This is a genomic window from Lentibacillus salicampi (genome assembly GCF_004565465.1).
GTDB classification, from domain to species: Bacteria; Bacillota; Bacilli; order Bacillales; family Amphibacillaceae; genus Lentibacillus; species Lentibacillus salicampi.
Genome location: NZ_SRHY01000004.1, coordinates 103337 through 117559, shown reverse-complemented (window position 1 = coordinate 117559; position 14223 = coordinate 103337). Strand labels below are relative to the sequence as shown.

The following is a 14223-nucleotide window of genomic DNA, read 5'->3' as shown; positions in this document are numbered from 1 at the left end:
TCTTTCATTCCAATCATAACACGTCACGCCACAATTGAAATCTATAATATTCTTTTTTACAATAGAATAGAAGATAAGCTGGTTTATAAATGCAGGGAGAGATAACATGCCGAAATATACGATTGTGGATCAGGAAACGTGTATTGCCTGTGGGGCATGTGGCGCCACAGCACCCGATATATATGATTATAATGATGAAGCGCTGTCTTATGTTGTTCTGGATGACAACGAAGGAACAGCCGTGGTACCTGAGGCTTTAGAAGACGATGTGTTAGACGCTTATGAAGGATGTCCAACAGATTCGATTAAAATCGCTTCTCAACCTTTTCACGGTGATCCATTAAAATATGAAGACGATTAGCAAAAAACAAAAGCAGAGATATGCGTTTCTTAGAAAGTCTTCATAAGAAGCGCTTTACATTTGATGAAAAGCAAGAAGCCGGGAACGCCGCGGAGAATGTGTCTGTCGCTATCGCGGCCAGTCCTCACACACGAACTATGGAACGTGAATCGGATTTGCCCCTTTAGGAACCTTAACAGGAGCGGTTAAATCATATGAACCAATCTTTTCTGCGGAAGTATTGGAAAACATCACTTCTTCATACCCGAAACTGTTAGCTGTCATCAGAATGGCATCAATCATGGTTATCATTGTTTGACCCTTGGGTATCGTTGCATAATCAATAAAACGGAGTTGAAGCTGCGAGCCATTTTCCTTTACTGAAAAATCGGCTGCATCCGGAACCGTTCCAGTTACATGATATGTTTCCTCATCTTGTTTCATCTCGGCTAAAGCTGTTTTAAAATCAGACTGGCCGTCAATTGGCACTTGCACCAGGAAACCTCTGTCAACTCCTGTTGCCTGATAGCGTTTATAGATCGTTTTTTGTGGGTGTAACGGTATTTCTTTAACCGTTCCAATTTGCTTCATGTTTAACGGCTCTTTAAATACGGCTTGATTAATCTGAACCGGGAGAAACATAGTCGCTAATAAGTCTTCAAACAGTCCTGCCGCTATAGCTCCTTCTTGACCAGCAGGCGAAAAACCTTCTGGAAAATCGATCTGAACCTGGTGATTCGCCTGGTCCATTTGGAAATCCGCTTCGGAAAACATGTAGTTCCTAATCCCCCACGCCTCCTCGTTCAGATAATGACCGAGTGCACTGTAATACTGATTTTTGTCAGCTGATTCTGGAACAATCAATGATAAGGGTATGATATATTGCCCCTGTAAATCGGTGACCGCTCCATAAACGATTGTTTCATGGTTCTTCATATCTTGAATCACGTGTGAATCAGAAGCATTTTGAAACTTCGCAAACGTTTCCGGGTCCGTCTCACTCTCAGCTGCCGACTTGGATTCTTCTCTGACTTCTGTCCCTTTATCGGACGTGTTTTTATCCAGGGCCTGGTCAGCAGTATGTTCGCTTTGATCCTGGACCATTGTTTCATCTATCACCAGCGGAGCTAACAGTAATAATACCCCTGCCGCTATAATAGCAGCGAAAACTGGAACAAATGCAAATCGCTTCTTCGTATGTGATGTTTCCGGCTGTTTTATTTCTGAGGAGATACGCTGATATAACTGGCTTTTATCCAAATCATCTTTAATTTCAGGCATATGCTTTAACGACTCTTTAATCCGCTCTTCATTGTCACTAAACTTGTGCATTAGGTATCCCCTCCTTTCTGTTGTTCTAAATGGATGTATTTTCGCAAAACTTTTAATCCGCGATGTTGTGTTGTTTTAACTTTACTTATACTAAAATTCAAAATAGCCGCTGTTTCCTGAATGGAAAATGATTGAATGTATCGAAGGATGAGGATACTTTTTTGTTCGGGTGTGCATTTATCCAGGTAACAATATACATTGCGGATCATTTCATTACGAAGTGTCAGTTCCTCAGGAAGGGGGTTCTCATCCCGAATGAACGCACCTCGTTTTCCCCAGTCAAAGAATTCTGCTATTCGCTTACGCTTTCGTTTCTGCTTTCGAAAGTAATCCATCGTAATATGCCGGGCAATTGAAAAGAGCCATGTTTTCTCACTGCTTTCACCTTTATATGAATGATAGGATTTCATCACGTTGATGTAAACTTCCTGGACGAGGTCTTCGCACGTTTCTTTATCTTTTACCATGTAAAACACAAAATGATATAAATCACGATGATAATTCTCATAAAATTTCTCGAACACGGATTCCATGAAGCCCCCCCATTCATTCATTCGCAATAGTCGTTCATAAATAGTATCACGTTACACTCATTTCTAATATAAAGAAAAAAGCAAGAAAAGCGCAGGACGCCTTTTTCACCCCAGAAAAGCTGGGGGCAGGTGCTGGAACTGGACATGGCTATTGCTGACAAAGAGCTTCATATAGCCAAAAATTTTATACTATCTTATCTTTTGAAAAAATACCAACCTGATTCAGTTGGTATTTTGCAAATGAAAGCGATTATTGGCATATTTTTTAAAGTAATAGCTGATAATTGGGTATAGCAATATGATAAAAACGGCATTTCCAAACGCATGATACGTATCGAAGGGCAGCCCCGCCAAATAATATGGCCAAAATTTCCCGGTAATCGAATACGTTGTCAATGATATGACAAACCCATATAAATAACCGCTGAAAACTGCAAATATAACGATTACATATACCGGAATCCTTCCCGGATACTTTCCAATCCAGCCGCTTATAAGACCGACCAGTGCCCAGGAAACGACTTGCCATACAGTCCAAATGCCCATTCCCAGCAGCATATTTGATAAAAACGCTGTTAATAAAGCGAGAATCATAGCAGCGATAGGCCCAAGCAGCAGCCCGCAAATGATAATCAAGGATGTGACCGGCTGTACATTAGGAAGAAACGCAAACACACTCCTCCCGACAACTGCAAGTGAAGCAAGCAATGCCAGCAAAGTCAGTTTATAAGTGTTCATTCATTATTCCCATGCCCGATAGTCGAATGATACTTCATCACCCTGAGAAAGCTCATATTCGGCGGCACCTACATTGGCCGTTTCGCCGTTCACCTCGAAAAGCCATGCTTTTTTCTCGTCCTCTTCAGCTGGAACCCGTTCAATGGACGTGATAAATTGCCCGTCTTCCCCAGTCTTCACATAAAAATTTTCTTGCAGGACATCCATTAAAATAGCGCCTTCTTCAATTTCAATTTCTTCTTCAGCAATATATTCTGATTGATTATCCTTGCTTATTGTTATGCGGACCTCATCTTCACTGAGCTCACCGTCTACACTTTCATTTGTATCGGGCTGCATGTTACTATTGTTTGATCCAGTCTGATCCTCTTCACCAGCACCACAGCCGGCCAGCAATCCGATCACCACAAATAATGATGCAAGACGTAAAAACCATTTGTTCATTTCTGTTTCCTCCCCATAGTTTTTTAAAGGAATTGCGTGCGATGGAAACCAAAAGCATTACTGGAATGACAGTACAGTACCAGAAAAAAAGCCAACCCTCTTCAAAGGTCAGCTCAAAAGACAATCGAAACATATATACTGAAACCATATCACGTTTTCGGTTGCCCCAATCGCTCAAATCCCCGAAGCATTGAAACATAAGACATTGGCAGGTCTACTGACTTGTGACTTTCACCTACTCTAAGCCCTTCCCATATGGTATGTCATACAGTGGCTGACGCTTATTTCGTATATCACTTACAGTTGCGAGGACAGTTCCAGTTCTTCACTGGATTCCCTTTTAAGCAAATACACCAACATCTGTTATTCCTATTAAAATTTCAGGAATATAATATCATAAACCAATTGTTTTTTCCAGTACGATTGAGGATAGGCTCTATTCAACATACAACGGGATTCTGATTTCAAACGTTGTGCCTTCACCCACCATGCTTTTAACGTTAATCGTACCTTCATGAGCTTCAACTATATTCTTAGCAATCGCAAGACCCAGCCCAGTCCCCTTTTTCTTGCCGTTTCGTGTTCGTGATTTGTCGGCTTTATAAAAACGTTCAAAAACAAAGGGAATATCCTCTTCCGGTATGCCGCTTCCATTATCCGCTATCGATATATGAAGGTCTGTATCTGTATTTCCAATCGCAACTTTGACATATCCTTTTTCTTCCGTGTGTCTGATGGCATTATCAATCAGATTCGTGAATACTTGTTCCATCCGGTCTGCATCCATTGATATGCCGGCAATTGTAAGATTCTGTTCCGGAATTAACTGCACATCATTTTCTTCAGCTATCCCTCTGAACTTTTTTAAAATGCGTTCCATAAATTTACCCGGATCAACACTTCCCTTGTTTAATATGATATGACCCGCTTCCATACGGGCAAGGTCCAGGAGCTCATTGACAAGCCTTCCCATACGGAGTGATTCTTCACGAATAATCTGTGCGAGTTCATTTTTTTCTTTTTTTGATTCCGCAACATCATCAACAATTGCTTCACTATACCCCTGCAGCATTGATATAGGCGTCCGCAATTCATGCGAAACGTTGGCAATAAAGTCCTGCCGCATTTTATCCAGCCGTCTTTCCTCCGTCATATCACGGATGACAGCTACGGCGCCGCGCACATAAGACTGGTCATACAAAGGCGTCATGATCATAACCCATGTCCGGCCCTGTGTATTGATTTCCCGGATCACCTCTTTTTCGTCCTTGATCACAGTTTGCAAAATTTCGTTTAATGGCTCAGGAGATTTTTGATGATCCTCATCCGGTTCAATGCCGTTTTCAAAATAAAGTTTTTCGATAAAATTTTCTGCAGGCGGATTAATCACAAGCATATCACCATTCCGATTCAAGGTTATGACCCCGTCGGCCATTGAACTGACAATACTTGAAAACTGTTCCTTTTCCTGCCTTAATGCATTGATATGAAATTTTAGCTGTCTCCCCATTCGATTGAAGGCCACCGCCAGTTCACCGATCTCATCATGTGTCAAAATCGGCACTTTTGTATTGAATTCCCCTCTTGTCAGATCAAGAGCCGCTTCTCGCATTTTAATTAAGGGCGAGGTAATGCGTGTAGACAGGAAAAAGGCAAAAATCGTTGTTAAAAATATGGCAATACCGGCCGCCAAAAAAATGATTTTTGTCGTTTCCGCTTTTGTCTGATTCAGAATATCCAATGACTGGTAAATGAAAACAGCCCCATTCTGATTGACTGGCGTACCAACAATCATGGCTTCAACGTTACTATTTGGAAGCATAATCTCTTTCTTGACATCCACACCATTCGTAAAAACATTCTTTAGCTCGTCGTCATTCCGCAGCCATTGTGAACTAAACTCATTTAAATCATTATCAGCGCTGTCCGTTGTCTGTAATGTTCCATCTCCATAAATAATGGTAATCCGACTTACCGGGTCTTTAACCAATTCTACATTTTCCAACGCCAGTTCCTGATCATCATATTGTTCAACCATTTGGGATATCTTTGTTGCTGTCTGCATCATATCATTTTCAGCTTCATCGACATGAAAGCTTTCAAAGAACTCCAATAATAAAATTGTTAAAATAAATAATACAAAAGAAACTAGCAATAATATCGTTATTGCTAGTTTGCCTACAACACTACGCCAAAACATTATGCATCATCTACCTCAAATTTATATCCGACGCCCCAAACAGTCACAATCAAGTCTGCTGCTTGCTTGGATACATAATTTAATTTTTCCCGCAAACGTTTCACATGTGTATCAACTGTACGCAAATCCCCAAAGAATTCATATTCCCATACTTCCTTTAGTAAAACTTCGCGGCTGAACACTTTATCAGGTGCTTCAGCCAGAAAACATAACAGTTCATATTCTTTCGGTGTAAGACTGACTTCGATACCATCGGATGTGACACGATGGGCATCATAGTCAATCGTCAAATGAGGGAATACGAGCAAATTTTTCGTCGGTTTTTCCGCTTCATGATAACTGTTGGAAGAAACCCGCTTTAAAACGGCCTTTACCCGGAGAACGACCTCTCTTGGGCTGAACGGTTTAACAATGTAGTCATCCGTTCCGACTTCAAATCCTTGGACGCGGTTGGATTCCTCCCCCTTTGCCGTCAGCATGATAATGGGCGTTTCTTTCTCCTTGCGCAATTCCTTTGTAACTTCAATACCATCCATCTCCGGCATCATAATATCCAGCAATATAACATCGTAGTCGGTGTTTAATGCCAGCTCCAATGCTTCTTTACCGTTTTCCGCTTCTTCAACAAGAAAATCTTCTTTTTCAAGATACATTTGCACCAGCCTGCGTATCCGTTCTTCATCATCTACAACCAGGATTCTCGGATTTGTATTCATTTATCTTCACCCTCCTTTGAACATTAATGGTTATGCATACGAGTGAAGCCCTGCCAGAACGAGGTTGACAGCAATCAGATTGAACAAAATAATCGCAAATCCCCCAACAGCAAGCCAGGCTGATCGCTCGCCATGCCATCCTCTTGAAAGCCGCAAATGCAGAAACGCTGCGTAAAAGAACCAGGTGACGAGAGCCCATACCTCTTTCGGATCCCAGCCCCAGAAGCGATCCCAGGCATAATGAGCCCAAATAGATGCAAAGATGAGTCCGCCCAATGTGAACAATGGGAAACCGATGGCGACTGCCCGGTAAGACACTTCATCAAGAAGGTCTGGTTTGACCTTTTTCAGTAATGGTTGAATAGCTGCTCCAATACGCTTACGAAGAATCAATCTGACAACCCCATACAACAGTAGCCCGGTGAGCGTTGACCATATGATTGTATTGAATTTACGGGATGCCTCAACACCTTGCATCCATCCGGGTGCCTCAAAAAACGGATTCATCCTGTCACCCGTCAATAAATTTCCTTCATTTGGTCCAACAATGGGTGGCAGGTGATAATCTGTTGTGACGGTCTCACCATTGAATGAATATTCAAATTCGGCACTGTATCCTGAAACATTGAAGACGAGAGATATGATACTGAATCCGACAAAAACGAATAAGGAAACCAACACAACTTCCAGCCAGGTCGTCCGTTTGCTTCGTCTTGTCTGATCAATCTGTCTGATCAGATAAATAAGACCTGCCACAAAACTGATTGATAAAATGCCATATGACAATGATACGGTCGTCACATGAATATACAGCCAGTGACTTTGAAGTGATGCACTAAGCGGTGATATTTCAGTCGGAAATACGCTGGCATAGGCAATCACAATCATCGCGATCGGGAGTGCAAACAATCCCAGTATATTCAATTTGTAAATAAAGTAGAGGATAATGAATGCAAACACCAACCCCATACCGAAAAATGTCATGAACTCAAACAAGTTACTGACAGGAGCATGTCCACTTGCTATCCACCTCGTTACAAAGTAAACGATTTGTACCAAAAAACCAATCATGGTGATTGTAATACCGATCGCGCCACTTACGCTTTTGCTGGTATCCTGCTTCTTTTGTTTAACGGTCGCACCAAAAAATATGGTGGCTATAAAGTAAAGAACAAACGCGATATACAGCGCTGTACCGCTGATATTTGCCATCGAATCCATTCATATGCCCTCCTTTTAGGCCTGTGATCAATTACTTAAGTTCTTGTTGATCAGTGACCATTTCCACATCTGTATCTTCTATAACCTGTTCAATATCTTTTTTTAGGCCAAACCAGTTTTTGTTGGTGTGACCAGCCACCATAACACCTTCACCTTCCGGATGTATCCATACTCTGCGGTGCTGCCAGTACATGCCTTGGATAACACCGATCATGAAGATGGCTGCCCCAATTATAAAGAATGGTAATGTGTAATCACGTTTCACACTCAATCCACTGGCATAGCGCATATCAAAATCCTCGATACCCAGTTTGTAATCATTTTCTCCGGTTGGGTCAACATTATTACCAACCCCGACGAAACTCATTTCAGGTTCTTCGCCATCTGGTGTATGAACGCTGAAGACAAAAGCTGGTTTCCTGGGATAGTTGGTTTTCGACCTTGGTTCACCTTCATCCAATTCATAATCGGGATAATATTGGTTCACAGCAACAGTAAAGCCGTTGTCCAATTCGTATTTATCTTTAGGTGATGATAAATCAATCGTGAATGAACCAAGAGACTTTTCATCATTATCGTCTGTCTCGTGGATCTTGAACGTCATGTTTTTGAATTCATTATTCTGATAGCCGGACTGGAACAACGTAAAGCCGTCAACTTCCAATGGATGATTAAGGCGGATTTCGTCTTCCGTTACTTTGTCGAGTTCAGGTTTTGCGCCTGCCACTTGTTCCCCACTATCTTTGTATATGGCGACATTCGTCTGGTAATTTTTGACGACATCCCCTTGCATTTCAAGTGCTTCCTGGTATCGTTCGTCATCCTTGTCATATGTTTCCAAAACGAATTCTTTATTCTCCAGGTAGTATTCACTGTCTGTTCCGGGAATGACGGTCTGTTCGCCTTCTCTGACCCAGACATATTCTTCCATATACATAAGCGGTGTCATACGTAACAAGGCCGCAATCAGAACAATAATCAGTCCGATATGGTTCACATAGGGGCCCCAGCGGGAAAAACGGCCTTTTTCAGCCAATAGGTGACCATTTTCTTCATATACTTTGTATCGTTTTTTCTTGAGATTAGATTTAAGTTTTGCTTTATCGTCATCTGTCACGTCATCTGTTTGGCTGAATAATCGTTGCCGTTTTAGAAATTGCGTATGACGCCTCGGTTTCTGTCGTTTCAGTGCTTTGTACAATGGAACAAACCGGTCTATACTGCACACAACAAGTGAAATCCCGATTAACGCAATTAAAAGCAAATACCACCACGAGCTGTATAAATTATGAAAACCCAATTGATAATAAATGAGACCGAAAATACCATACTGATCCTCATAATAAATGGACGGGTCGCGTGAAACGGCATTTGCCGGTATGTACTGTTCCTGGGGGAAAATGGTTCCAATTCCCGAAGCAATTAAAGCCAGCACAATCAGCCAGACTCCAACTTTTACCGAGGAAAAGAAATTCCATAACTTATCGATAATTGATTTATTGTATGTCTGTGACCTGCGGGCGCTCCCATCATACCGCATATTAAGCAGCTTCTGTTTATCATTGCCGTCGATATGCTGGTTTTCTTCCACTGGTTTACCGCATGCCTCACAAAGAACGGTACCTTCCGGGTTAATATGCCCGCATTCACATTTTATTTTCGCCATTTGAATCCCTCACAATTAACACATTTCCTACTGTTCAGGCAGTATCTGCTGTAGGTGCCCTTCAATCCTGTCCAACGTCAGGCCACCTTCAACAACTTCTTCAATTTCCCCATCAGGGTTAATGAAAAATGTGGTTGGCAGTGGGTCGATATTATAAGCGTGCATGACTTCCTTGGTGGAATCATATGGTACAGGGAATGTCAAATCATGTTTGTTAATGAACCGGTCAACAACAAATTGCGTCGTATCAAGATTAACCGCAACAATCTCGATTCCCTTTTCTTTATACTCAGGATAAAGTTTTTCCATATAGGGCATCTCGTCTTCACATGGTTCACACCATGTGCCCCAAAAATTCAGCATGACGCCTTTGCCATTCAGGTCACTCAATTGAACGGTTTCACGTTCGTTGTGATCGTTTATTTGTTCAAGTTTGAAATCGGGTGCCTGCGTTCCCGCATTAACAGCTGTTTCGTCCTGCCTCAAATTGGTCACTAAAGCATATATAACGGCGACAAGCAGTACTGCAAATACAATTGTTCTGAAAATCAGACGGTTTCTTTTTTTGTATTTTTTGCTGGCTTTCGCTTGATTCGTATTCATGCATGCTCACTCCCTACGCCATTATACCATGTTATCATTGCTGTAAATTTGTCTATTAATCAACAATTTCATCGCGGGCTGACAACCGCATTTTTTTTACCTCATGTGGCGTAAGACGGCGGTAATCACCTGGCTGCATTCCCTTAAGTGTCAGGAGACCATATCTTTCCCGTTTCAGCTTGGAAACCGGATAGCCCAATACATCCATCATCCGTCTTATATGTTTGTTTTTTCCTTCGTGAAGAGTCATTTCAAGAATCATGCTATTTTTTTGCCTGTCTGTTTCAAGGATTTTGTATCGAATGATTTTCAACAGATCGCCCTCGGAACGGACACCTTTCCGCAACGTGTTCAGCTCACGCTTGTCCGGTATCCCTTTAATTTTCGCAACATAAACTTTATCAATACCATATCTCGGATGCATGAGCAGATTGGCAAATTCCCCGTCATTTGTCAACAGCAGAATGCCGGATGTGTCATAATCCAGTCTGCCGATTGGGTAAATACGTTCTGGGATTTCTCCCAGATAATCTGTTACAACTTTTCGGTCTTTATCATCCTGTACACTGGAAATAACGCCCCTTGGTTTGTATAGAATATAATAGACCGGTTCTTCTTTCTCCAGACGCACCCCGTTAACGTCGATGTTATCATGCAGGCTTACTTTTGACCCCAATTCGGTTACTGTTTTATCATTGACCTTTACTTTACCGTCAACTATCAGTTTTTCCGCTTTTCTGCGGGATGTTACACCGCTTTGGGCAATTACTTTTTGCAGTCGTTCCAATGAGTGTGTCATCATATCACCATTTTCTTGAAAGTCATTTTTTTAAATATTGTTGCTTCTTCATAGTTGAGATAAACTGCGACGTAACGTTTTATGAGTGTTAAACTACCGCTGCGGAAATACACTTGGTGATCGTCGTGTTGCAAGTGATTGCGGGAAGCAGCACTCCTCGCAACTCGCAGCTAACTCGGCGGATGTTTTGCTCGTCGCTTTCCGTGGGCGGCTGATGAGCCTCCTCGAGCTAAGCACTAAGGGGTCTCATCCAGGCCTCTGCTCCCACAGGAGTCTCCGTGTATTTCCTCCGCTGGTTTTATTGACTGGTCCAGGAGTCGTGATAGAAATACGTTTAAAACCACTTCACTAGTCCGGGTGAGCGGAGGGCGGTGACTCCTGCGGGAAAAGCACGAGTCCGAAGACCCCGCAGCGACGGTTTTCCGCGAGGAGGCTGAGGCCGTGCCCTAAGGTGCGCATCCGCCCGTAGCGATCCCGGACGGTGGACTGAAAAGTTACTTATAGAAAACATTCCAGCACTTGTGTCGCAGTTTATGGTTTTTTGTGTCAAGAACAACAGCATTTTGAAACAGCCTTCTTTAATTTCTGCATAATAATAGCGTTAATCATATGTTAACGCTATTTCAACAGTTTATCCAAATATTAACGTTACAATAATGATCGAAGCAATTATACCAACCAGGTCAGCTAACAGTCCAACTTTAAGCGCGTATCGCATTTTTCGGATACCAACTGCACCGAAATAAATGGTTAATATATAAAGGGTTGTATCTGTGCTTCCCTGCATGGTGGACGCCAGTTTGCCTATAAATGAATCAGGACCATGTGTCCCGATTAATTCAGTCGTCATCCCTAAAGCTGCCGTCCCGGAAATGGGTCTTACCATTGCCAGTGGAATGATTTCCGGTGGTACACCGATGAATATGAGCAAAGGTGAAATAAACTGAATAAATGCGTCCAATGCCCCTGAGCTCCGAAGTATCGATATGGCCACAATCATACCTACTAAAAAGGGAAGTAAAGAAAATGCCATTTTGACACCGTCTTTCCCCCCTTCCACAAACATTTCATATGTAGGCACCCGCTTCCATGTTGCCACAAAAAGTACAACCAGAAGGAAACATGGTATCAGCCACGTACTGATTAGCGTTATAACACCCAACTTATCACCTCCTAAGGCTTCTGTAATAAAAGATACGATCAATGATCAGTGCACTGACTGATGAAATAAGTGTTGCGATAATGGTAGTTGCCACAATCTCAGTTGGAGATCCAGAACCATATTGCATCCGGATAGAAATGACAGTTGTTGGAATAAGTGTGAGACTGGATGTATTTAAAGCGAGAAATGTGATCATAGATCTGGAAGCCGTATCTGTCCCACTCAACTCCTTCATTTGCTCCATCGCTTTAATCCCCATTGGTGTCGCAGCATTCCCCAAACCAAAAATGTTAGCGGTAATGTTGGATAATATATAGCCCATTGCCGGGTGATCCTTTGGAATGTCAGGAAAAATCCGGACAATAATTGGCCTGAACAGGTTAGCGAGAAATGTTAATATCCCTGCTTCCTCGGCAATTTTCATAATGCCAAGCCAAAATACCAATATACTGATCAGTCCAATCGTCAACGTAACAGCCTCTTCCGCACTTTCAAATAAAGCCTTATTGACCTCGTCCATCGTTCCATTAAACATGGCATAAACGATTCCGACAGCTGCCATAAACGCCCAAATGATATTAACCATTTGGATCAAACCCGGTAAACCGTTGATATACCGAAATAATATTTTTTAAAAAGTCCCCTTCACGCCGTTCGGAATAAATTGGGGTCTCTGTAATCGGCACAGCATCCACAAAATATATGGTCTTTCCGATAACATCTTCCACTGTCTCCGGATGCTCACGTAATATAAATGATTGACGTTCGAGTTGTTTTTGTTCATTTTTCTGAAGCGGTAATGTAATATCATGATGCAAATAGCCTGTAACCTGATTGCCGGATTTGGCCATTTGGTAACGATTTTCCCCTTCTTGATCAATCGTTGTCATATCATAGTTATCAAACCCCCATTCGAACATTCCGATATGATCTTGCCAATCATCAGGTCCATTTAGCGTTACAGCGATTAGTTCCATGTCCCCTTTTTGTGCCGAACTTACCAAGGTCCTTCCAGCGATTCGGGTGAATCCGGTTTTCCCGCCGTTTGTATATTCATACATACCGGTCAGCAACTTGTGTTTATTTTTCCAAGCATACGCCCGGTTCTCTGATTTATAGTTTTTTGTTTTGGTAACTTGCCTGAATGTTTCATTATCCATCGCATAGCGCATTAGGGTGGCCATGTCATATGCAGTGGAAAAATGATGATCGGCGTCGAGTCCATGTGGATTTTCAAACGAAGTGTTGGTCATACCAAGCCACTGCGCCTTTTGGTTCATTAAATGGACGAAACCTTCCTTGCTTCCTCCTACATGTTCGCTTATCGCAACAGCTGCATCATTGCCGGAACGCAGCAATAATCCGTAAACAAGATCCTTGAGTGGCATTTGTTCGCCTTCTTCCAAATAAATGGAAGATCCGGTCGCATTGACAGCACGATTGCTGACCGTTACGGTTTCCTCGAGTTTTCCTGATTCAATGGCAATAATGGCAGTCATAATTTTCGTAATACTGGCTATGGGCTGTTCTTCATGTGCTTGTCTTTCGAAGAGCACCCTTCCTGACGATTGTTCGATCAATACGGCATTATTAGCTGATACACCCGGTTTTGCTTGTCCAACTGCCGGGTACAAAAAAAAGCCAAGGATAAGACAGGCAAGTGTTATGACAGCATAACGCATACATTTTCCTCCTGCAGATGATTAATTTATCTATACAGTTTATGCGCGTTATACAAGTGAATATGCTAATAATACCCCAATAGTGGTCATCGGGGTTTCGTAAACTGGAGGTCTCCGGGATCGTGAATCCTATGGAGGCAAAAATCCTTACGATGAACGTAAGGATTACTGAATAATGGTAAAATGTATTTATGCATAACTGTTTCCATCAATCTGTTCCGAAAACTTTTCAAAAAACAGGTCTGCTTCCTGTTCAAGCTGATCAGTACTGATATCTTCCGGAAGCGGCGGCAATTCTTCAAGCGATGTTAAGCCAAAATAAGTCAGGAAGTCTGTTGTTGTTGCAAATAACATGGGCCGTCCAGCCCCTTCTTTTCTCCCGACTTCTTCAATTAGTGATCTGGCAATCAATGTCTGTACAGGCCGATCACTTTTTACACCTCGTATATCTTCAATTTCGGTTCTGGTGATCGGTTGCTGGTAGGCGATAATTGCCAATGTTTCCAAAGCAGCCTGTGACATTCTTGTCATTTGTGGTGTTTCAAGAAGTTTTTTAAAATACGGACTGTGTTCAGGCCTGGTTGTCAAATGAAACACTTCATGCGATTGCATTAAGAGCATTCCGCGGTTCGTATGATCATAATCGTACTTTAATTCCTGCAGTAAATGGTTAACTGTATGATCCGGAGCATCCAGAACACGCGCTATTTGTGTCACAGTAATGCCTTCATCGCCACTTGCAAATAATAAGCCTTCCATTATAGCTTTCAGTTCATTAATTTCCACG

At 42.1% G+C, this 14223-nt stretch carries 15 protein-coding genes and 1 riboswitch; of the genes, 1 reads left to right on the top strand and 14 read right to left on the bottom strand.

Translation table 11 applies throughout. The annotated features are described in order from the left end of the window. Positions 1-106 precede the first annotated feature (106 nt). Positions 107-361, top strand: a complete 255-nt coding sequence (locus tag E4U82_RS05345; protein WP_135109041.1) for a ferredoxin — start codon at positions 107-109, stop codon at positions 359-361. Between the two features lie 135 nt (positions 362-496). Here E4U82_RS05345 and E4U82_RS05340 read toward each other — a convergent pair whose 3' ends face one another. From E4U82_RS05340 to scpB, 14 genes are all read right to left on the bottom strand, one after another. Further along, entirely contained in the window at positions 497-1672 is a 1176-nt protein-coding gene (locus tag E4U82_RS05340) for a hypothetical protein (protein ID WP_135109040.1), read from the bottom strand. Continuing rightward, positions 1672-2205, bottom strand: coding sequence for an RNA polymerase sigma factor SigX (sigX, locus tag E4U82_RS05335; RefSeq protein WP_135109039.1), 534 nt, complete (start codon positions 2203-2205; stop codon positions 1672-1674). Before sigX ends, E4U82_RS05340 begins: the two co-directional genes overlap by 1 nt. A gap of 222 nt (positions 2206-2427) precedes the next feature. Next, complete coding sequence (locus tag E4U82_RS05330) at positions 2428-2943, bottom strand: ECF transporter S component (protein ID WP_135109038.1); 516 nt, start codon at positions 2941-2943, stop codon at positions 2428-2430. A 3-nt stretch (positions 2944-2946) separates the two neighbouring features. After that, positions 2947-3387, bottom strand: a complete 441-nt coding sequence (locus tag E4U82_RS05325; protein ID WP_135109037.1) for a DUF4430 domain-containing protein — start codon at positions 3385-3387, stop codon at positions 2947-2949. Between the two features lie 190 nt (positions 3388-3577). After that, positions 3578-3760, bottom strand: a riboswitch (cobalamin riboswitch). 63 nt (positions 3761-3823) lie between these two features. Continuing rightward, a complete protein-coding gene (locus E4U82_RS05320) occupies positions 3824-5587 on the bottom strand; it encodes an ATP-binding protein (RefSeq protein WP_135109036.1) in 1764 nt (587 codons plus the stop codon). Continuing rightward, on the bottom strand, positions 5587-6303 hold the full coding sequence (locus tag E4U82_RS05315) for a response regulator transcription factor (RefSeq protein ID WP_135109035.1): 717 nt from the start codon (positions 6301-6303) through the stop codon (positions 5587-5589). The genes E4U82_RS05320 and E4U82_RS05315 overlap by 1 nt, the downstream gene beginning before the upstream one ends. Positions 6304-6333: 30 nt before the next feature. Further along, positions 6334-7524 carry a c-type cytochrome biogenesis protein CcsB gene (ccsB, locus tag E4U82_RS05310; protein ID WP_135109034.1) on the bottom strand — a complete coding sequence of 397 codons (1191 nt, stop codon included), beginning with the start codon at positions 7522-7524 and terminating at the stop codon, positions 6334-6336. A 31-nt stretch (positions 7525-7555) separates the two neighbouring features. Further along, positions 7556-9190: a cytochrome c biogenesis protein ResB gene (gene resB, locus E4U82_RS05305; RefSeq protein ID WP_135109033.1), complete on the bottom strand. Its 1635-nt coding sequence runs from the start codon at positions 9188-9190 to the stop codon at positions 7556-7558. A gap of 27 nt (positions 9191-9217) precedes the next feature. Next, a complete protein-coding gene (gene resA / locus E4U82_RS05300) occupies positions 9218-9793 on the bottom strand; it encodes a thiol-disulfide oxidoreductase ResA (protein WP_135109032.1) in 576 nt (191 codons plus the stop codon). Between the two features lie 55 nt (positions 9794-9848). Next, positions 9849-10592, bottom strand: a complete 744-nt coding sequence (locus tag E4U82_RS05295) for a pseudouridine synthase (RefSeq protein ID WP_135109031.1) — start codon at positions 10590-10592, stop codon at positions 9849-9851. A 631-nt stretch (positions 10593-11223) separates the two neighbouring features. Then, entirely contained in the window at positions 11224-11754 is a 531-nt protein-coding gene (locus tag E4U82_RS05290) for a spore maturation protein (protein WP_135109030.1), read from the bottom strand. Between the two features lie 4 nt (positions 11755-11758). Continuing rightward, entirely contained in the window at positions 11759-12340 is a 582-nt protein-coding gene (locus tag E4U82_RS05285; protein ID WP_135109029.1) for a nucleoside recognition domain-containing protein, read from the bottom strand. Then, the gene (locus tag E4U82_RS05280; RefSeq protein WP_135109028.1) at positions 12333-13436 is read right to left on the bottom strand and encodes a D-alanyl-D-alanine carboxypeptidase family protein; all 1104 of its coding nucleotides are present in this window, start codon (positions 13434-13436) and stop codon (positions 12333-12335) included. Before E4U82_RS05280 ends, E4U82_RS05285 begins: the two co-directional genes overlap by 8 nt. A 189-nt stretch (positions 13437-13625) precedes the next feature. After that, positions 13626-14222 (bottom strand): SMC-Scp complex subunit ScpB, encoded by a 597-nt coding sequence (gene scpB / locus E4U82_RS05275; RefSeq protein ID WP_135109027.1) that lies wholly within the window; start codon positions 14220-14222, stop codon positions 13626-13628. Position 14223: the final 1 nt, after the last annotated feature.